The organism is Salinirubellus salinus (assembly GCF_025231485.1).
Taxonomy (GTDB): domain Archaea; phylum Halobacteriota; class Halobacteria; order Halobacteriales; family Haloarculaceae; genus Salinirubellus; species Salinirubellus salinus.
Genome location: NZ_CP104003.1, coordinates 1,616,624 through 1,634,207, shown reverse-complemented (window position 1 = coordinate 1,634,207; position 17,584 = coordinate 1,616,624). Strand labels below are relative to the sequence as shown.

Below are 17,584 nucleotides of genomic sequence, written 5' to 3'. Positions count from 1 at the left end.
GCCCGGCCCACGGTTTCGGACGCGAGCGGCACGCTCGCGCCGGTCTACTCCGAGCGACCGACTCGCCGGAGACGCCGATTTCCTATCGCGCCATGCGATTTATCAGTCGAGTACGAGCGCCCCTGCTCGGGGGCCCAGCGCTCACGAGCGGGGGAGAGTCGGGAGAATCGGCCCGAGCCGACGGGTCGCGTTACGGCTCCAGGACGACCCGGAACCGCGCTTCGTTCTGCATCATCCGGTCGTACGCCACGTCGACCTCCGCCAGCGGATAGGTCTCGACCTCGGGGGTCACGTCCCGGAGGTCGCTGAACTCGAGGGTATCCTCCCAGTCCTTCGCGTGGCCGGAGGACCACCCCTTCACGGCGCCGCGGGTCCCGACGAGGTGGCCGGCGTCGACGGGTACTTCGTCGCCCGGGACGCCGACGACCACGACCTCACCGTCGCGGCCCAGCCCACCGACCGCGCTGGCGATGGCGTCCGCCGCGGGAGCGGTGGCCAGCACCACCCGCGCGCCACCCATCGACTGCAGTGCCTCGCCGGCATCCGTCTCGCTCGTGTCGACGAAGTGGTCGGCGCCGAGGTCGAGGGCCAGCTCCTCCTTGTCCGGAGAGCGTGAGAGCGCCACCGTCTCGAACCCGGCCGCGTGGGCGTACTGAATGGCGAGGTGACCGAGGCCCCCCACGCCCTGTACCGCGACGAGGTCACCCGGGCGGGCGTCGGTGTTCCGCAGCGCGTTGAACGTCGTGATGCCGGCACAGAGTAGCGGGGCCGCGTCCACGGCGTCGAGCCCCTCGGGGATGGCGCCGACCGCTTCGGCGGGGACCGTCGCGTACTCCGCGTAGCCGCCGTCGAACGTGAGGCCGGTGATACCGGCGTTCTCACACCCCTGGAAGTCGCCACGGCGACAGGCATCGCAGGTGAAGCAGTGCCCGCCGTGCCAGCCGACGCCGACGCGGTCGCCCTCGTCCCAGTGGTCGACGTCCGCGCCGACGGCGTCCACGCGCCCTGCGATCTCGTGGCCGGGGGTCCGGGGGTACGAGACGCCCGGGTAGGTCCCCTCCTTGACGAAGGCGTCGCTGTGACAGATTCCGCAGGCCTCGACCGCCACTCTGACCTCGTCCTCGTCGGGTTCCGGGACGGGACGCTCGACGAGTTCGAACGGTTCGCCGGCCGCTGCAACTTCGACCGCGCGCATCTGGTCGGTCATCGGGGGTCGTTGGACTGGCCGAGGGGTAGGCCTGGGCGAAGCGGCGAGGGGTGCCGCTGTCACCACGTGAGGAAGGTCCGATGCGGGGGTCAGACCGCAGAGGAGTCGACGTTGCCGTCGATCTGGACGAAGCCGTAGTCGCACTCCGGGCAGTCCCACTTCATCTTGGTCCCGAGGTGGACCTCCATGCTGGCCACCTTCCAGAACGTGCGCGTCTCGCCGCACTCGGGGCACTCGTGCTCGAGTTCGAGGCTCATGCGCGGGAGTGAGAGACCCTCGGGCATGAAACCCCCGTTTCGCTCGGTCCGGAGGTCACAGCGACATGAACCGTATGTGGCGATACGGAACCGGGAGCCGCCGACGAGGGCTGGGGCCGTCGCTCGGCGGTCGAGCACGCCGAGAACGGTGTCGTCGCGTCTACACCGGGACCCGCGCCAGCCACCGCGACGGGTCGTCCAGTTCCTCGCTCGTCGGCAGGAACTCCGGGTCCGACCAGACGACGCTCGCGGCCTCGACGCCGCGCGCGTCGGCGACGGCGTCGAAGAAGGCCTTGCCGCGCTCGTACTGCTGGCGCTTCATGCCGAGGCCGAGGAACCGGCGCATCAGGCGGGCGATGGGGCCGCGGCCACGGCGTCGTGCCTCGAGCTTCGCGCGGAGGTCGGCGTACTCGCCGTCGAACGCGCGGTCCATCACGAGTTCGGCGTAGCCCTCCACGGCGGTCATGGTGGTGTCGAGTTCGCGCATCGCCTCGCGGTCCAGTTTGCCCTCGCCGAGTCCCTCGATGGCCTCCTGCATCGCGGCCTCCAGTCTGCCGGGGAGCCACGGCGCCGCACCGAACTCGGCCGCGTGGGTCACCTCGTGGAAGGCGATCCAGCGGCGAAACCGGGGCGCGTCGACCCGCAAGCTCCGGGCCACCTTCTCGATGTTCGGGTGCACGAAGTAGAGCTTGTGTGGCTCACCCTCCGCCAGCAGGAGGGGGTCGTACTGCCCGAGGACGTTGTTCGCGAGGAAGGCCAGTGAGATGGCCATCGTCCCGCTGTTCATCGACCGCGCGAGACCGGGGAGCGGACCGACCTCGTCGGCGAGGGGCTCCATCACTCGTTCGAACGTGGCGACGTTGGCGTCGATCCAGTGGTGGCGGTGCTGTACCTCGACGGTCTCGGGGAGGTCGAAGCCGATGCCCGTGACCGTCCGGACCCGGTCACGGGCGTCCTCGACGTCGCGGGCGTACCCCGCCCGCTGCTCGTCGGTCAGCGCGAGCGACCCCGGACTGGTGGCGGCCTTGGCAGCCTCCGAGACGGCACGCCAGTCGACGGCGCCCTCGCCGGAGGCGTCGGCGACCGCACGGACCACGCGAAAGAGACTCACACCACGAATAGCGGAGGCGTGTGCAAAGCCCTTCCGTCTCCCAGTGACGCCGGTGTCACCCGCTGACGGCCGTGCCCGCGAACGTTCATCCGGCGGCGCGCCCTACGTCGGACAGTGACCCGAAACACCGACGCCCACCGCCATCCGGACCGCGCGCCCACCGTCCGCACCCGGGTGGGCCGATGAGCCTCGGCCACGCCGGGGACGACCCACACGCTGGGCAGGACCGACCGATGGCTGGCGTACCACCCGCGGAGGCCGAGGCGGCCGTGGTGATGGTCCACGGCCGCGGCGCCACCGCCCAGAGCATCCTCGCGATGTCGAGCGACATCGGTATCGAGGACGTCGTCTACGTCGCCCCGCAGGCGGCCGCCCGCACCTGGTACCCCAACTCGTTCCTCGCACCCGTCGAGCAGAACGAGCCCGGCCGCTCGTCCGGGCTCGGGGTACTCGCGGCCATCCTCGAGGACCTGCGGGACGCCGGCGTCCCGGCCGAGCGGACGGTCCTGATGGGGTTCTCGCAGGGTGGCTGTCTCGCCACCGAGTTCGCCGCTCGAAACCCCCAGCGCTACGGCGGGGTCGCGGCGCTCTCTGGTGGCCTCATCGGGAGCGATATCGACGAGGACGCGTACGAGGGCGAGATGGACGGCACCCCCGTCTTCCTCGGCTGCTCCGACCGCGACCCGCACATCCCGGAGGAGCGCGTCCACGAGACCCGGCAAGTGTTCGAGTCGCTCGGCTGCGAGGTGGACGAGCGCATCTACGAGGGGATGGGCCACACGGTCAACGACGACGAACTCGCGGCGGTGCGGGACCTGGTCGCGGCGCTGGTCGGCTGACCACTCCCGACTGTTAGTCTTTTATTACTGTTTAGTACTAGCACGCAATTATTTGGTGGTGCGACTCACTCGTCTGTGGTATGAGATCGCACGCTCGGGCCGTGGCGACCGCCTCGGCGCTGCTGGTGTTCGTCTGCATCACCGTTGGGCTGTTGCCGCTCGTGGTGAGTCGCCGTGGCGTGGTCGATACCGGGACCTGTTCGTCGTGTGGTTCCCGCGGCGGGTCGGCCGGGACGACCCGGGTGACGACGTTCACCCCCGAGGAGGGCTACACCACCCGCCGGGTCTGTGCGGCGTGTGCGGGCGGCTACTCCTCGCCGAGTTCGCCCGCCACCGCCTCCGTTATCTCCACGTCGGCGCCGTCGAGGCCGTCCTCCGCGAGGTAGCGCCGGGCGACGACGGCTGCCCCGAGCAGGAACAGGAGACCGACGACGGCGGCGACGAACGGTGCCTTGCCCCGGCCCTCCTCGTCGCCCTCGCGCACGTCCTCGCCGACCGTGACGTCGGTCTCGTCGGTCGCGTCGGCATCGCTGTCCTCCCCCGAGAAGGGGGCGTTCGCGGTGAACGTCGACCCGTCCACGTTCAGTTTCAGCAGGGTGAGTTCCATATCCGGGCAGTCGACGGCCGGGGGCTTATCGGTTCGGGCGCCGAGGGGCGGGCATTCCGCGGTATTGAAAGGCGTCGCAACCGTGAACCGAGATATGGACGACGCGCAACGACAGTTCCTCTACGACCTGTTGACGACGCCATCGCCGTCGGGGTTCGAGGCGCCGGGCCAGAAGGTGTGGCTCGAGTACGTCGAACCGTACGCCGACGAGGTCCACACCGACGCCTACGGCAACGCCGTCGCCGTCTACGAGGGCGGCGACAGCGACACCGAGGTGGCGCTGGCCGGCCACGGCGACGAGATCGGGCTGATGGTCCGCGACGTGACCGAGGAGGGCTTCCTCAAGCTCTCTCGTATCGGCGGGGCCGACAAGACGGTGACGCGGGGCCAGCACGTCACCGTCCACACGAGCGACGGCCCGCTCCCCGGCGTCGTCGGGCAGGACGCCATCCACCTCCGGGACCCGGACGACGAGAACGGGAAACAGCCCGAGGTGACCGACATGTTCGTCGACGTTGGCGCTGCGGACGGCGAGGCCGCCGAGGAACTCGTCGAGGTGGGTGACCCGATCACCTTCAGTTCGGACGTGCAGGAACTTGAGGGCGACCGGGTGGCCGCCCGCGGGATGGACAACCGGACCGGGACGTGGGCCGCCGCCGAGGGGTTCCGCCGAGCGGTGGAGGCTGGCGCCGAGGCCACCGTCTACGCCGTCTCGACGGTGCAGGAGGAGGTCGGCCTGCGCGGGGCGACGATGGTCGGGTTCGACCTCGACCCGGACGTGATGATCGCGACGGACGTGTGTCACGCGCTCGACTACCCCGGCGCGCCGCAGGACAAGACGACGCCGCACGACCTCGGGGGCGGCCCGGTCATCGCCCGCGGCACCCAGAACCACCCGCAACTGGTCGCGGCAGGTCGGCAGGTCGCCGGCGACGAGGGCATCGACGTCCAGCTCGCCGCCTCGGGCGGCCCCGGCGGGACGGACGCCGTCGCGTTCTACACCTCACGTGGCGGTACGCCGACGCTCGACATCGGGCTGCCGAACCGCTACATGCACACGCCCGTCGAGGTGATCGACTGGACCGACCTCGACGAGGTGGCGCAGTTGAAGGGCACGCTCGCCGCGCGTATCGACGAGTTCGAGCCGTTCACGGCTGGCATCTGACAGGGCCGACTAGACCTCGCTCCCGGCGCGGGTGCGGTTTCTCGGACGAACGCGGGGTTGAAGTGTCAGTACCGACTCTTGCGTGGCATGGCGAAGTACTCGACCGGGGGTATCGGTGGCGACTCCGGCGGTGCCTGCGAACTCTGCGGCGCGGAGGGACGCGACCTGCGGACGGCGAACGTCGCCGGCGCGAAACTCCAGGTCTGTGCGGAGTGTGCGCGGCACGGCGACGAGGAGGAGCGCTCGCGGAGCAGCGGGAGCCGCGACGAGAGCGAACCGAACCGGAAGAAGCGCGCCGCCCAGAACATCGCGAAGCTCAGCGACGCCCAGAAGGGTGACTCCAAGCACTGGGAGGAACACGGTACCGACTACGACGACGACCCGCTCCCGTACCTCGTCCGTGGCTACGGCGAGCGACTGGAGGCGGCCCGGCAGGAGGCGGGGCTGCAGGCGGACGAACTCGCCGGCGAGATGGGCGTCGACGAGGCCGACATCCTCGCCGTCGAGCAGGGCCGGGCGAACCGGGCCGGCATCGGCGGGTCGCTCATCAGCGCGCTCGAGGAGCGACTGAGCGTCCAGCTGGCCGAGGAAGCGTGAGGCCCGACGACGGTTCCCGGCGGTAACCCTTTTCTCCAGGCGCTCGTCACCCCGACCATGTCGATGGAGTCGCGAGCCTCCGCCGAACCGTACACGCTCGATTTCGACGCCCGCGTCGAGTCGGGCGGCGAGTCGGTCGTCCTCTCGGAGACGTACTTTTACCCGGAAGGTGGTGGCCAGCCAGCCGACCGCGGTACCGTCGCCGGTGTCGAGGTCCTCGACGTACAGTCGCGTGACGGCGAGGTGGTCCACACGCTCGCCGAACCGGTCGCCGAGGGGCGCGAGGTGGCCTGCCGGGTCGACCCCGAGTTCCGCCGGTACTGCCAGCGCGCTCACACCGCCAGCCACGCGCTCTACGGGGCGGGCCGGCGCCTGTTCGACGACCTCGGATACGCCGGGTTCGGTATCGAGGCCGACCCCGACCGGGACCACGCCACCCCCGACCCGGCCCGGGAGAAGGTCAGGGTGGACTTCGAGACGTCGAGCGAGGTGGACGACGCGGCGCTGGTGGAGCTGGAGCGGCTCGTCAATCGCGTGGTCTGGGAGGGTCGCGAGGTGACGTGGGGCGCGGTCCCCCGGGAGGACGCCCTCGCCGACGCGTCGGTGGCTTTCAACACCAAGACCGAGGAGGGTGTCGCCGGCGCCGACAGCGTCCGGGTGGTCGAGATCGGTCCGGCGACCGGGGGCGACGACCCGTGGGATCGGGCGGCCTGTGGCGGCACGCACGTCGCGAACACCCGCGAGATCGGCCCGGTGACGGTCCTCGGGCGGTCGAACCCCGGCGAGGGACGGACCCGCGTCGAGTTCGCCGTCGGCCCGGCGGGCATCGAGCGGCGAGCGTCCGAGCGGCGGGCGGCCTACGACGCGGCCCGCGGCCTCGGCGTGGCGGTGACGGACCTGCCCGAGGCCGTCGAGCGTGCGCGCGAGCGGCGCGAGGCACTCGAGACGGAGGTGGCGGACCTCGAGTCACGCCTCGTCGCGGCCCGCGTGGCGGCGCTGCGCTCGGAGACGGTGGCACGCGACGGCGCCGAGTGGCTCGTCGGCCACGTCGCACTGGACGCGAACGCGCTGATGGAACAGGCCCGGTCACTCGCCGGTGACGCCGCGAACGTCGTAGCGCTCGTGGGCGACGGGAGCCTCGCGGTGGCCACTGACGGCGTGGTGGACGCCGGCGACGTGGCCGACAGGGTGACCGACGAGTTCGGAGGTGGCGGTGGCGGGTCACCGACGGCCGCGCAGGCGGGCGGGTTCGACGCCGACCCAGACACGGTGGTCGCGTTCCTGCGCGACTGAGACGCGGCCGAGACACTCACGAAGTCCTATCAGTCGAGGCGTGAGGGGTGGGCCCGTGTTATATAGCTGACGGGACCTTCCCGACGCTATGACGGGTGAGGCGACGGTCCTGTACGTCGACGACGACGCTGCGATGTCGCGGGTGGTGGCGCGGGCGCTCGGACGCCACGACGACCTGCGGGTGGAGACGGTCGGGGCCGCCGCCGAGGGCGTCGAACGGCTCGCCATCGGTGGGGTGGACTGCGTGGTGAGCGACTACGAGATGCCGGATACGGACGGTATCGAGTTCCTCGAGGCCATCCGGGCGGCGGGCGAGGACGTCCCGTTCGTCCTCTACACGGCCCGCGGGAGCGAGGCGGTTGCCGGGCGCGCCATCGCCGCTGGGGTCACCGACTACCTCCGGAAGGGGGAGGGTCTGGACCACTTCCGGGTGCTCGCCCGTCGGGTGCACAACGCCATCGAGACGGCCCGGTCGCGTCGGGCGCTGGAGGAGAGCGAGGAGCGGTTCCGCGCGATGGTCGAGGGGAGTCGCGACGCCATCCTGCTCTACCGCGAGTCGGTGCTCTACGCGAACGACCGGGCCTGCGACCTCGCCGGCAGGGACCGGGAGGCACTGGTCGGGAGCGAGCCGTGGTGTTTCGTCCACCCGGACGACCGCCGGCGGTTCGAGCGTCGGGTCGCCGCCCGCATCGCCGGCGAGTACCTCGACCCCGAGTTCGAGTTCCGCGTCCTCACCGCCGACGGGACGGTCCGCGAACTGGAGGCCACCGACCGGAGCATCCCGGTCGACGGGGAGCCTGCCGGACTGGTCGCCGCCCGGGACGTGACGACGGCGCGCCGCCGCCAGCGCGAACTGGAGACGCAGAACCGCCGGCTCGAGGAGTTCGCGGGGGTCCTCAGCCACGACCTGCGCGGCCCACTGAACGTCGTCGCCGGGAGCCTCGCGCTGGCACGCGAGACCGGTCGGGACGCGGACTTCGACCGGGCGGCGGTGGGGCTCGACCGGATGGAGACGCTCATCGCCGACATGCTCGAACTCTCCCGGCACGGGTCGGCCGTCGAGGAGACCGAACCCGTCGAACTGGCCGCGGCCGCCGACTCGGTCTGGGCGGAACTCGGCGCGTCCGGCGGGACGCTCGGGGTCGAGGACGGCACCGTCGACGCCGCGCCGGACCGGCTCCACCAGCTGCTCGCGAACCTCCTGTCGAACGCCGTCGACCACGGTGGCGAGGCCGTCCGCGTGACCGTCGGCCCGCTCCAGAGTGGCGGGTTCTACGTCGAGGACGACGGCCACGGGGTCCCGCCCGACGAGCGCGAACGGGTGTTCAGACGGGGCTACACCACCGCCGACGACGGCGTCGGGTGGGGGCTCGTCGTCGTCGAACACATCGCCACGGCCCACGGCTGGTCCGTCTCGCTCACCGAGGGAGCCGACGGGGGTGCGCGGTTCGAGTTCCGGCCGCAACTCACGGGGCGGACGACGCCGGACGGTGTCCGGCAGGCCTGAACCGGGCTGTGGCCGTCTGACGGGGTCGCGCGTGTGGGTCGTCGAGGTGCCGCAGGCTCGCGCGTTCCGGCCCACGGCTCCCTCCGCTCGCCGTTCGCCGATGGAGGCGTTCGCTCGCTGGCGCTCGCTCACGCCTCCCTTCCCACGCAGTTTTTGCCTCCCCCGTCCCACGCCACGGTATGGAACTCACGCCCGAACAGGAGGCGGTCAGGGAGACGGTCCGCGAACTGGCCGTCGAGGAGATACGTCCCGTCGCCGCCGAGGCAGACGAGACGGAGACGTTCCCGGAGGGCATCTGGGACCGACTGGGCGAACTCGACCTGCTCTCGCTCACCATCCCCGAGGCGTACGGGGGCTACGACGCCGACGGCCTGACCTACGCCATCGTCAACGAGGAACTCGCGTACGGCATGCTCGCCGTCGCCACCGCCGCGAGCGTCCACATGCTCGCGGCCTCCTGCATCCGCGAGTTCGGCTCCGAGGCCCACCACGAGCGGTACCTCACCGAGATGGCCACCGGCCGGCCCGTCGGGATGTTCTGTCTCTCTGAACCCGAGGCCGGGTCGAACCCCGCGGGGATGTCCACGGTCGCGCGCGAGGAGGGCGACGAGTACGTCATCGACGGGAAGAAACAGTGGATCACGAACGGCGAGCGTGGCGAGGTCGGGGTCGTCTTCGCCAAGACCGACCCCGAGGACCCCAGCAGCATCACGCAGTTCCTCTTCGAGAAGGACCAGTCGGGCGTCGAGGTGGGGAAGAAGGAGGCCAAACTCGGCCTGCGGGCCAGCGACACCACCACGCTGATGTTCGACGGCCTGCGCGTCCCCGAGGAGAACCGCCTCACGGAGGAGGGCCGTGGGCTGTCGGCCGCGCTGCACTCGCTCACCGGCGGGCGGGTCGCCATCGCTGCGCAGGCGGTCGGCCTCGCGCAGTCGGCGCTCGACGAGGCGAAATCGTACGCGCAGGACCGTGAGCAGTTCGACCAGCCCATCTCGGAGTTCCAGACCATCCGGCACAAACTGGCCGACATGGCGACCGGGACGCAGGCCGCGCGCCTGCTGACCTACGACGCGGGGCGCGAACTCGACTCGGGGCGACCGCCAGCGCGGGCCGCCTCGATGGCGAAACTCCACGCCTCGCGCAACGCCATGGAGGTGACCAACGAGGCCATCCAGATCCACGGCGGCTACGGCTACACCACCGACTTCCCCGTCGAGCGGATGTACCGCGACGCGAAGATCACCGAGATCTACGAGGGGACCACGGAGATACAGAAGAAGATCATCGCCCGCGAACTGCTGGGCGACGGCCGCTGATGGAGTACGAGGCGGTCGTCTTCGACCTCGACGGGACGCTCGTGGATCTGGCGGTCGACTGGGCTGTGGTCCAGCGCGACGTCGCGAGCCTCCTCGCTGACCGGGGCGTGACCACCGACGGCCACGACCTGTGGGGGCTCTGGGAACTCGGGAAGGAGACGGGCCACCGCGTGGCGGTCAACGAGTGCATCGCGGGCCACGAGACCGAGGGGGCACGCGAGTCGGCGCGACTCCCCTGCGCGGACACCGTCCCCGAGGGACCGGTCGGGGTGTGTACGCTGAACGCCGAGCGTGCCGCCCGGGAGGCGCTCACGACGCACGACCTGACCGGGCAGGTCGTCGGTGACGCCGTCGTCGGCCGGGACTCCGTGGCGACGGAGAAACCGGACCCGGAACCGTTGCTGGCGACCTGTCGGGCGCTCGGGGTCGACCCCGCGACGGCCGTCTTCGTCGGAGACGGCGAACGCGACGCGGTGACCGCCGAGCGAGCGGGCGTCCCCTTCCGCTACGTCTCGGAGTGGCCGCCGTCGGCCTCGGACTGAGTCGTCCCCTCGCTCCCGTCCCCGGTCCCCTTCCCCTCCTCGGCCCGACGACGTGCGTAGAGGTAGACGAACGTGGCCGTGAACAGCCACACCACCGCACCCACGCGGATGGCGAAACTGGCGCGGGCGCCCCACGTCGGCAGGTCGACGCCCCAGAACACGGCGACCGCCGTGACGACGACGGCCCCGACGGTGACGGTCAGGACGAACGTGGTCTGCATCACCCAGCCGAAGTCGACCCCGTCCGGGTCGGTGGACTCTACGCGTGTCGGCACAGGCAGACTCCGGCCGGGCCGTCGATAAGCGTGGCGTTAGGCGTCTCCAGTGTCATCGCGCGCTCCTTCCACCGCTTCGTCCATCGCCGCGCAGAGCGCAGTCAGGTCGGCGTCGGGAGCGACCGAGAGGAACACGCCGGCGTCCTCGACGAGGTACCGGACGAACGTGACCCGGTCGAGCCGGGTGATGGTGGTCCGCACGTCGCCGGCCGTCGGCGTCAGGTCAGCGAAGAGGTCACGCTCGACGAAGTCCAGGTGGACGTAGCCGTGGAGCTGGGCTGCCGTCTCACGGACTCCCGCCTCGCCGAGCTGAGCACGCACCACGTCCGAGACGTACCTGACCTCGTAGTCGGCCTCGTCGTAGACGACGACCGTCCGGAGGCGGCCGCCGAGGCACTCTTCGGCGGCGGCTATCGCCGCCTCGCCCGCCGGGCCGACGATGCGCGCCTCGGGTGGGGACATGGATTCGTACCTGACGGCCACTGAATAATAAAAGCCCGGTGATGTCCGGCTATCTCCGGCTATTCGAGATGAGGGACGTTCCGGCCCGATGCCGCGATATCACCGTGGTGACACGGGCCGACCGAGCCGTCCAGAACGGAGGTCCGGCTCCCCCGTCCCGACCGTCGCCCGCCGACGCCCGAGGCGGCTGACGAACGACTCCGTCGTCCCCTGCTGGAGCACGACACCGCCTGCGTCGATGGCGTCCTCGGGGTGGACGACCAGGCCGTCGAGCGACGCCGCGAGCGCCACGACTACCGGGTCGACGTGCTGGAGCCGCGGGCGCCGCTCGGCGGTTCAGCGGCCGTCGAGGAACGCGTCGACGGCGTCGTCGAACGCCGTGGGCCGCTCGACGAACGGGAGGTGTGCCGCGTCGGCGATCTCCACGAGCGTCGCGTCCGGGATCCCGTCGGCCAGCTCCGCGTGCAGTTCCGGCGGCGTCATCCCGTCGTGTTCGCCGTGGACGACGAGCGTCGGCACGTCCACCTCGCCCAGCCGGTCACGGCTGTCGAAGGTGTCACAGCTCCGGAAGTCGCGGAGCGTGACCGCCTGTCCACACTCGCGCATCGCCTCCTTCGACCGTTCGACGTCCTCGGGGTCCGGGTCGTGGAACAGGAGGTCCGGCCGGTGGAGCACGTCGATAGCCTTCTCGAACTCGCTGGCCAGCAGCGAGTCGAGCCCCTCGTCCACCGCGAGGGTCGGTCCCGTCCCGACGAGGACCAGTCCCGACAGGTCGAGGTCACGCTCCAGCGCGACGTGCTGGGCGACGGCGCCGCCCAGTGAGTTCCCGCAGAGCACGTCCGCGCCCGTCCGCTCGGCGACGGCGACCACGTCGTCGGCGTAGGCGTCCATCGTCTCCATCCCGGACGGCGTGTCCACGTCCTCGCTCCGGCCGTGCCCGCTCAGATCGAGCGCCACCGAGGCCCGCCCCCGGCCGTACTGGTTCGCCCAGACGTTGTGACTGGCCCCGCTGCCGTGGACGTACAGGACCTCGGGGTCGCCAACTCGTCGGTACGCCGTCTCCCGTTCGTCGTGTGTGACCGTCTCCATACCCCCACCTCCACCCCCGCCGGGATACCGCTTCGGGTGACGCTTCGGCCGGCAATCCGGGGCCGGCCCGCGGTCCCCGACGGCCTGAACCGCAATCACACCGTTGATTCTGGCACCCCGTTCACGTCGGGCGATTTGTCGACGAAAGGTTCAAATACTCAAACGCCTAACTTGGGGTTAGTATGAACGACCAACAGCGGTTCGTCGACGGGTCGGTGTTCGGCCGGCGCTACGACTACGCGGACGGGACGGTGCTGGCCGCGGACTTCGGCCCCGGTGAGGCCACCGTCGACGTGGTCGACGGGACGGTCATCGTCGTCGCGGGCGACGACCAGTACGAGTTCGAGGTCCCCGCGGGCGCCAGAGCCTCTATCAACAACGGCGTCCTCACGGTCGAGGTACCGGAGGACGGCGACACGGACGTCGACGTCGAGGTAGACGCATGAAACTCACCGTCAAACCCCTGAAACAGAAAGACGCCGGCCGTGGACTGGCCGCGATAGACCGCGCCGCGATGCGCGAGATGGAACTGGAGAACGGTGACTACATCGTCATCGACGGGCGCAGCGGAGGCCGTGCGGTGGCCCGCGTCTGGCCCGGCTACCCCGAGGACGAGGGCGCGGGCGTCGTCCGCGTCGACGGTCGGCTCCGACAGGAGGCCAACGTCGGCATCGACGACAAGGTGGAGGTCGAGGCCGCCGACGTCAAGCCCGCGAAGTCCATCACCGTCGCGCTCCCGCAGAACCTCCGCATCCGCGGGAACGTCGGTCCCCACATCCGTGACAAACTGAGCGGGCAGGCCGTCACGAAGGGCCAGCAGGTGCCGTTCTCGCTCGGTCTCGGCCCGCTCTCCTCGATGAGTGGCCAGCAGATTCCGCTCAAGATAGCCAACACCAACCCGCAGGGCACCGTCGTCGTCACCGACGGGACGGAGGTCGAGGTCAGCGAGAAGCCCGCCGAGCAGATCACGGGTGGCCGTCCGGCCACTGGCGAGGGACCGTCCGTCGCCTACGAGGACATCGGTGGGCTGGACGACGAACTCGACAAGGTCCGGGAGATGATCGAACTCCCGATGCGCCACCCCGAACTGTTCCAGCAGCTCGGCATCGAGCCGCCGAAGGGGGTGCTCCTGCACGGCCCGCCGGGCACCGGGAAGACCCTGATGGCGAAGGCCGTCGCCAACGAGATAGACGCGTACTTCACGGACATCTCCGGCCCGGAGATCATGTCGAAGTACTACGGCGAGAGCGAGGAACAGCTCCGCGAGGTGTTCGAGGAGGCCGAGGAGAACGCCCCGGCCATCGTCTTCATCGACGAGATCGACTCCATCGCCCCGAAACGTGGCGAGACGAGCGGTGACGTCGAACGCCGCGTCGTCGCCCAGTTGCTCTCGCTGATGGACGGCATGGACGAGCGCAGCGACGTGGTCGTCATCGGCGCGACGAACCGCCTCGACGCGCTCGACCCCGCGCTGCGACGTGGTGGCCGCTTCGACCGCGAGATAGAGATCGGCGTCCCGGACGCCGACGGCCGCCTCGAGATCCTCCAGGTCCACACCCGCGGGATGCCGCTGGCCGACGACGTGAACCTCCAGCAGTACGCCGAGTCCACCCACGGGTTCGTGGGTGCGGACCTCGAGTCGCTGGCGAAGGAGGGCGCGATGAACTCGCTGCGGCGCATCCGCCCGCAGCTCGACCTCGAACAGGACCAGATCGACGCCGACGTACTCGAGTCGATGACCGTCACCGAGACAGACTTCAAGGAGGCGCTGAAGGGCATCACGCCCTCGGCGCTCCGCGAGGTGTTCGTCGAGGTGCCGGACGTCACCTGGGAGCAGGTCGGCGGCCTCGAATCGACCAAGGAGCGGCTCCGCGAGACCATCCAGTGGCCGCTCGAGTACCCCGAAGTGTTCGAGCAACTGGACATGGCCGCCGCACGCGGCGTCCTGCTCTACGGCCCGCCGGGCACCGGGAAGACCCTGCTCGCGAAGGCCGTCGCCAACGAGGCCCAGTCGAACTTCATCTCCATCAAGGGGCCCGAACTGCTGAACAAGTACGTCGGTGAGTCCGAGAAGGGCGTCCGTGAGGTGTTCGAGAAGGCCCGTGCCAACGCGCCTACCGTCATCTTCTTCGACGAGATCGACTCCATCGCGGGCGAGCGCGGCCAGCGCATGGGCGACTCGGGCGTCGGCGAGCGCGTCGTCTCACAGCTCCTGACGGAACTCGACGGCCTGGAGGAGCTGGAGGACGTCGTCGTCATCGCCACGACGAACCGCCCGGACCTCATCGACGCCGCACTCCTGCGACCGGGCCGGCTGGACCGTCACGTCCACGTCCCCGTCCCGGACGAGGACGCCCGGCGTGCCATCCTCGAGGTCCACACCCGCGAGAAGCCGCTGGCCGACGACATCGACCTCGACGACCTCGCCACCGACATGGAGGGCTACGTCGGCGCCGACATCGAGGCCGTCTGCCGCGAGGCCGCGATGAACGCCTCGCGCGAACTCATCACGAGCGTCGACCCCGAGGACATCGGTTCCAGCGTCGGCAACGTCCGCATCACGCGGGAGCACTTCGAGCAGGCACTGGAGGAGGTCAACCCCTCCGTGACCGACGAGACCCGCCAGCGCTACGAGGAGATCGAGCGCCGGTTCGAACAGCACGAGAGCGAGACCTACGACGACCGGGACGTGTCCCGGACGTTCCAGTAGAACCTTTTTGCGCTCGGGGTCGGCGAACCGACCCGCTCGCGCAAAAAACGTTCATGAAAAAGGCACCGCTCTAGCGCTCGCGGCGGGTGGGTGTGCTGGTGGTAGAGCACCGTCACCGCGACGGTACCACTTCAAACTCGGTCCGTGTCTCTTCGGCTCCGTTGAAGCGCTCTGACCGTGATAGGTTTCAGCAGTCGTGCTGAATACAGGGCACGCATCTCGCACAGAATATCTGCCTATTCAATCAAATCGGTCAGTTGGACTGCCGCATTTATTGATGCAGGCCGTGTACTATCTCCTGTATGCCTGAAGAAGTCCTGTTCAAATCAGAGAGCGACCAGAGTCGAGAAGAGATCGCAGCGTACCTTCGAAAAGTCGCGGATAATCTCGAACGTGGAGATGCGATCACCCTGAAAGCAGGCTCCGAGTCTGTGACGCTGAATCCCCCTGCCCGACCGACATTCGAAGTCAAAGCTGAGCGCGAAGGCCCGGCTGGCAACATGACTGAGCGAAGTATCGAATTCGAGATCGAGTGGGACGAGAACGACGGTGAGAGGGGTGGCGGAGGTGGTAAGCTAGAAATCGAGTAGTTGTCCCGGACACACGCCCAGCACTTGATTCGATGAGGACTAGCTGAAACACGCGAAGCTGGTGTGCTGAACTCACCCTCTCTGTTCAGCACGCCATCCGTGTCTGGCACCAGGGGGTTTCGACAGAGCTGCCTCTTCGTACGCTGCCCGTCGTTCTCGTTCGCACCGTGGCTGGTCGATACGAGGGCATCGGTCGCGTCGTCGACCCACACTCCCCCTTCCGCCGATTCCCAACTCGCGGGACACACGGTGGCCCGGTTTCACCCCCGTCTGCGTACCTCTCCCCGGTGACTACTCCATGACGACTCACCACCCCCAACACGAGGTGGAACTGTACCGCGAAGACGACACCTACGTCGTCGTCGCCGAACTCCCCGAGGCCGAGCGCGAGGCCATCGACGTCGACTGGACCGAAGGCCACCTCAACATCGCGGCCGAGGTGAACACGGACGACCGCCGACGTGTCGTCACCCGACGGCTCTCCTTCCCGAAGGAGATCGACCCGGACGGCATCACCGCGACGTACGAGGACGACGTCCTCGAGGTCACGCTCCCCATCATTGGCGAGGGGCGACCGCAGGCGCTCCGAATCGACGTCGAGTAACTGGCGTACCGGGCCCCGCTGTCTCCGCTTTCAGTCCCCGGTCAGGACGAACGACTTGCCGTCCCACTCGTAGTAGACGGCGAACTCCTCGCCGGCGACCCAGCCGGCACTCGTTACCGCGAGGGCGTCGCCGGCGCGTATCTCGTCGCCGACCCAGCCGGTGGTGGTCACGCCGTCGCCCGCGACGTCGCCGCCGTCGTACACCGTCGCGCCGTCGACGACGACCGAGAGCCGGGCCGTCTTCGTCGTCGAACGGCGTCATCCGTCGCGAGGAGACGAGGCACTCCCCGTCGGGCGGGAACGTCACCGACCGGCAGTCGAGTCGGCCGTCCCCGGTCGGGACGTGGTGGGCGACGCGGACGAATCGGCTCCCGTCGGCCGTCGGTCCCGTGCCGGTCGCACGCCCGCTCGACGAACGCCGCGTCTCGGTCGTAGTCCGACTCCGACTGGATGGCGTCGTAGATGTCGGGGTGGTCGGTGTAGAGACGCTCGGTCACGCCGGGGGTTCGTCCCGCGCCGAAACGTGCGTTCCCGAGGTGCGTTACCGATCCAGCGAGAGTCCCGCGTGCCACGCCTTCGCGCCACTCTCCTCCACCTCGGCGTCCATCTCCGCGAGGATGGCGCTCGCGCGACTCGCACACCTCCCGGCGCGACGCTCGCCCGTCGGTTCGAACTCGCCCGTCTCGCGGTTCGCGTAGACCGTACACACCGCGCCCGCGCGGAGGTCGTAGAGCCCCGCGAGCGTGCAGATGGCGGCCGTCTCCATCTCGAAGTTGACCACGCCCGCCTCCCGTAACTCGGCGATGCGTGCCTCGCTGTCGGGGCGCTGGTACCCGCCGAAGCCCGGTCGGGACTGGCCCGCGTAGAACGAGTCGGTCGAGCAGGTGACCCCGAGGTGGTAGTCGTAGCCGAGTTCCTCGGCGGCGGCGACGAGCGCGCTCACGACCTCGTGACTCGCGGCCGCGGGGTAGTCCTCGCGGACGTACTCGCCGCTGGTCCCCTCCTGTCGCACGGCGCCGGTGGTGATGACGAGGTCACCCACGTCGATGCCGGGCTGGATGACTCCACAGGAGCCGACCCGGAGGAAGGTGTCCGCCCCGACGCGGGCGAGTTCCTCGACGGCGATGGCCGCCGACGGCGAGCCGATCCCCGTCGACGTGCAGGTCAGGGGGGCGCCCTCGTAGGTACCACGCATCGTCCGGTACTCGCGGTGACTGGCGACCTGCTCGCTGTCGTCCCACGCCTCGGCGATCTTGGGGACGCGCTCCGGGTCGCCCGGCAACAGCACGGGACCGGCCACGTCGTTCGGGCCCACCCCGAGGTGGTACTGTACCTCGTCGTTCGGGTCCTCGGAGTCCATGGCGGGAGTGCGTCGTGGTCGGGGAAAAACCCCGCCGTCGCGTCGTCCGCGAC

General features: G+C 69.9%; 21 protein-coding genes. 11 read left to right on the top strand and 10 right to left on the bottom strand.

The annotated features are described in order from the left end of the window. Nucleotides 1–190 precede the first annotated feature (190 nt). From N0B31_RS09045 to N0B31_RS09035, 3 genes are all read right to left on the bottom strand, one after another. Nucleotides 191–1,207: an alcohol dehydrogenase gene (locus tag N0B31_RS09045; protein WP_260643537.1), complete on the bottom strand. Its 1,017-nt coding sequence runs from the start codon at nucleotides 1,205–1,207 to the stop codon at nucleotides 191–193. Between the two features lie 89 nt (nucleotides 1,208–1,296). Next, entirely contained in the window at nucleotides 1,297–1,464 is a 168-nt protein-coding gene (locus N0B31_RS09040) for a DUF7838 family putative zinc beta-ribbon protein (RefSeq protein WP_260643536.1), read from the bottom strand. A gap of 160 nt (nucleotides 1,465–1,624) precedes the next feature. Beyond that, complete coding sequence (locus N0B31_RS09035) at nucleotides 1,625–2,575, bottom strand: zinc-dependent metalloprotease (protein ID WP_260643535.1); 951 nt, start codon at nucleotides 2,573–2,575, stop codon at nucleotides 1,625–1,627. A gap of 182 nt (nucleotides 2,576–2,757) precedes the next feature. On the opposite strand from N0B31_RS09035, the gene N0B31_RS09030 reads away from it, so the two are divergent. Beyond that, a complete protein-coding gene (locus tag N0B31_RS09030) occupies nucleotides 2,758–3,414 on the top strand; it encodes an alpha/beta hydrolase (RefSeq protein ID WP_368389222.1) in 657 nt (218 codons plus the stop codon). 307 nt (nucleotides 3,415–3,721) lie between these two features. Here N0B31_RS09030 and N0B31_RS09025 read toward each other — a convergent pair whose 3' ends face one another. Then, the gene (locus N0B31_RS09025) at nucleotides 3,722–4,021 is read right to left on the bottom strand and encodes a hypothetical protein (protein ID WP_260643534.1); all 300 of its coding nucleotides are present in this window, start codon (nucleotides 4,019–4,021) and stop codon (nucleotides 3,722–3,724) included. A gap of 94 nt (nucleotides 4,022–4,115) precedes the next feature. Here N0B31_RS09025 and N0B31_RS09020 point away from each other — a divergent pair, with 94 nt between their 5' ends. The 6 genes from N0B31_RS09020 (at nucleotide 4,116) to N0B31_RS08995 (ending at nucleotide 10,441) form a co-directional block, all read left to right on the top strand. Further along, the gene (locus N0B31_RS09020) at nucleotides 4,116–5,186 is read left to right on the top strand and encodes a zinc-binding metallopeptidase family protein (RefSeq protein ID WP_260643533.1); all 1,071 of its coding nucleotides are present in this window, start codon (nucleotides 4,116–4,118) and stop codon (nucleotides 5,184–5,186) included. A gap of 87 nt (nucleotides 5,187–5,273) precedes the next feature. Further along, a complete protein-coding gene (locus N0B31_RS09015) occupies nucleotides 5,274–5,783 on the top strand; it encodes a helix-turn-helix domain-containing protein (protein ID WP_260643532.1) in 510 nt (169 codons plus the stop codon). Between the two features lie 63 nt (nucleotides 5,784–5,846). Then, nucleotides 5,847–7,076 (top strand): alanine--tRNA ligase-related protein, encoded by a 1,230-nt coding sequence (locus N0B31_RS09010; RefSeq protein WP_260643972.1) that lies wholly within the window; start codon nucleotides 5,847–5,849, stop codon nucleotides 7,074–7,076. Nucleotides 7,077–7,164: 88 nt separating this feature from the next. After that, entirely contained in the window at nucleotides 7,165–8,583 is a 1,419-nt protein-coding gene (locus tag N0B31_RS09005) for an ATP-binding response regulator (protein ID WP_260643531.1), read from the top strand. A 179-nt stretch (nucleotides 8,584–8,762) separates the two neighbouring features. Beyond that, nucleotides 8,763–9,899 (top strand): acyl-CoA dehydrogenase family protein, encoded by a 1,137-nt coding sequence (locus tag N0B31_RS09000; RefSeq protein WP_260643530.1) that lies wholly within the window; start codon nucleotides 8,763–8,765, stop codon nucleotides 9,897–9,899. Continuing rightward, complete coding sequence (locus N0B31_RS08995; RefSeq protein ID WP_260643529.1) at nucleotides 9,899–10,441, top strand: HAD family hydrolase; 543 nt, start codon at nucleotides 9,899–9,901, stop codon at nucleotides 10,439–10,441. Before N0B31_RS09000 ends, N0B31_RS08995 begins: the two co-directional genes overlap by 1 nt. On the opposite strand, the gene N0B31_RS08990 is transcribed toward N0B31_RS08995, so the two are convergent. The 4 genes from N0B31_RS08990 to N0B31_RS08975 form a co-directional block, all read right to left on the bottom strand. Continuing rightward, nucleotides 10,405–10,716, bottom strand: a complete 312-nt coding sequence (locus N0B31_RS08990) for a DUF5822 domain-containing protein (RefSeq protein WP_260643528.1) — start codon at nucleotides 10,714–10,716, stop codon at nucleotides 10,405–10,407. The two genes, N0B31_RS08995 and N0B31_RS08990, sit on opposite strands and share 37 nt — an antisense overlap. 36 nt (nucleotides 10,717–10,752) lie before the next feature. Continuing rightward, a complete protein-coding gene (locus N0B31_RS08985) occupies nucleotides 10,753–11,178 on the bottom strand; it encodes a DUF7522 family protein (protein ID WP_260643527.1) in 426 nt (141 codons plus the stop codon). Between the two features lie 99 nt (nucleotides 11,179–11,277). Then, entirely contained in the window at nucleotides 11,278–11,469 is a 192-nt protein-coding gene (locus N0B31_RS08980) for a hypothetical protein (RefSeq protein ID WP_260643526.1), read from the bottom strand. Nucleotides 11,470–11,514: 45 nt separating this feature from the next. Further along, nucleotides 11,515–12,267, bottom strand: coding sequence for an alpha/beta fold hydrolase (locus N0B31_RS08975; RefSeq protein ID WP_260643525.1), 753 nt, complete (start codon nucleotides 12,265–12,267; stop codon nucleotides 11,515–11,517). Between the two features lie 182 nt (nucleotides 12,268–12,449). Here N0B31_RS08975 and N0B31_RS08970 point away from each other — a divergent pair, with 182 nt between their 5' ends. The 4 genes from N0B31_RS08970 to N0B31_RS08955 all read left to right on the top strand — a co-directional run bounded on the left by N0B31_RS08970 (nucleotide 12,450) and on the right by N0B31_RS08955 (nucleotide 16,171). Further along, a complete protein-coding gene (locus N0B31_RS08970) occupies nucleotides 12,450–12,713 on the top strand; it encodes a DUF7127 family protein (protein ID WP_260643524.1) in 264 nt (87 codons plus the stop codon). After that, on the top strand, nucleotides 12,710–14,977 hold the full coding sequence (locus tag N0B31_RS08965) for a CDC48 family AAA ATPase (protein WP_260643523.1): 2,268 nt from the start codon (nucleotides 12,710–12,712) through the stop codon (nucleotides 14,975–14,977). The genes N0B31_RS08970 and N0B31_RS08965 overlap by 4 nt, the downstream gene beginning before the upstream one ends. A gap of 302 nt (nucleotides 14,978–15,279) precedes the next feature. Next, the gene (locus N0B31_RS08960; protein ID WP_260643522.1) at nucleotides 15,280–15,567 is read left to right on the top strand and encodes an amphi-Trp domain-containing protein; all 288 of its coding nucleotides are present in this window, start codon (nucleotides 15,280–15,282) and stop codon (nucleotides 15,565–15,567) included. A gap of 298 nt (nucleotides 15,568–15,865) precedes the next feature. Then, a complete protein-coding gene (locus N0B31_RS08955) occupies nucleotides 15,866–16,171 on the top strand; it encodes an Hsp20/alpha crystallin family protein (protein ID WP_260643521.1) in 306 nt (101 codons plus the stop codon). Nucleotides 16,172–16,201: 30 nt separating this feature from the next. Here N0B31_RS08955 and N0B31_RS08950 read toward each other — a convergent pair whose 3' ends face one another. Then, a complete protein-coding gene (locus N0B31_RS08950; RefSeq protein WP_260643520.1) occupies nucleotides 16,202–16,375 on the bottom strand; it encodes a hypothetical protein in 174 nt (57 codons plus the stop codon). Nucleotides 16,376–16,712: 337 nt separating this feature from the next. Next, the gene (locus N0B31_RS08945) at nucleotides 16,713–17,531 is read right to left on the bottom strand and encodes a nucleoside phosphorylase (protein ID WP_260643519.1); all 819 of its coding nucleotides are present in this window, start codon (nucleotides 17,529–17,531) and stop codon (nucleotides 16,713–16,715) included. Nucleotides 17,532–17,584 lie beyond the last annotated feature (53 nt).

Excerpts from the sequence above, each read along its gene's own strand:
- N0B31_RS09025 (WP_260643534.1), bottom strand. The coding sequence starts at position 4,021 with ATGGAACTCACCCTGCTGAAACTGAACGTGGACGGGTCGACGTTCACC.
- N0B31_RS08970 (WP_260643524.1), top strand. The coding sequence starts at position 12,450 with ATGAACGACCAACAGCGGTTCGTCGACGGGTCGGTGTTCGGCCGGCGC.
- N0B31_RS09010 (WP_260643972.1), top strand. The coding sequence starts at position 5,847 with ATGGAGTCGCGAGCCTCCGCCGAACCGTACACGCTCGATTTCGACGCC.
- N0B31_RS09015 (WP_260643532.1), top strand. The coding sequence starts at position 5,274 with ATGGCGAAGTACTCGACCGGGGGTATCGGTGGCGACTCCGGCGGTGCC.
- N0B31_RS09020 (WP_260643533.1), top strand. The coding sequence starts at position 4,116 with ATGGACGACGCGCAACGACAGTTCCTCTACGACCTGTTGACGACGCCA.
- N0B31_RS09040 (WP_260643536.1), bottom strand. The coding sequence starts at position 1,464 with ATGAGCCTCGAACTCGAGCACGAGTGCCCCGAGTGCGGCGAGACGCGC.
- N0B31_RS08995 (WP_260643529.1), top strand. The coding sequence starts at position 9,899 with ATGGAGTACGAGGCGGTCGTCTTCGACCTCGACGGGACGCTCGTGGAT.
- N0B31_RS09030 (WP_368389222.1), top strand. The coding sequence starts at position 2,758 with ATGAGCCTCGGCCACGCCGGGGACGACCCACACGCTGGGCAGGACCGA.
- N0B31_RS09045 (WP_260643537.1), bottom strand. The coding sequence starts at position 1,207 with ATGACCGACCAGATGCGCGCGGTCGAAGTTGCAGCGGCCGGCGAACCG.
- N0B31_RS08960 (WP_260643522.1), top strand. The coding sequence starts at position 15,280 with ATGCCTGAAGAAGTCCTGTTCAAATCAGAGAGCGACCAGAGTCGAGAA.
- N0B31_RS08945 (WP_260643519.1), bottom strand. The coding sequence starts at position 17,531 with ATGGACTCCGAGGACCCGAACGACGAGGTACAGTACCACCTCGGGGTG.
- N0B31_RS08965 (WP_260643523.1), top strand. The coding sequence starts at position 12,710 with ATGAAACTCACCGTCAAACCCCTGAAACAGAAAGACGCCGGCCGTGGA.
- N0B31_RS08955 (WP_260643521.1), top strand. The coding sequence starts at position 15,866 with ATGACGACTCACCACCCCCAACACGAGGTGGAACTGTACCGCGAAGAC.
- N0B31_RS09000 (WP_260643530.1), top strand. The coding sequence starts at position 8,763 with ATGGAACTCACGCCCGAACAGGAGGCGGTCAGGGAGACGGTCCGCGAA.
- N0B31_RS08985 (WP_260643527.1), bottom strand. The coding sequence starts at position 11,178 with ATGTCCCCACCCGAGGCGCGCATCGTCGGCCCGGCGGGCGAGGCGGCG.
- N0B31_RS08975 (WP_260643525.1), bottom strand. The coding sequence starts at position 12,267 with ATGGAGACGGTCACACACGACGAACGGGAGACGGCGTACCGACGAGTT.
- N0B31_RS09005 (WP_260643531.1), top strand. The coding sequence starts at position 7,165 with ATGACGGGTGAGGCGACGGTCCTGTACGTCGACGACGACGCTGCGATG.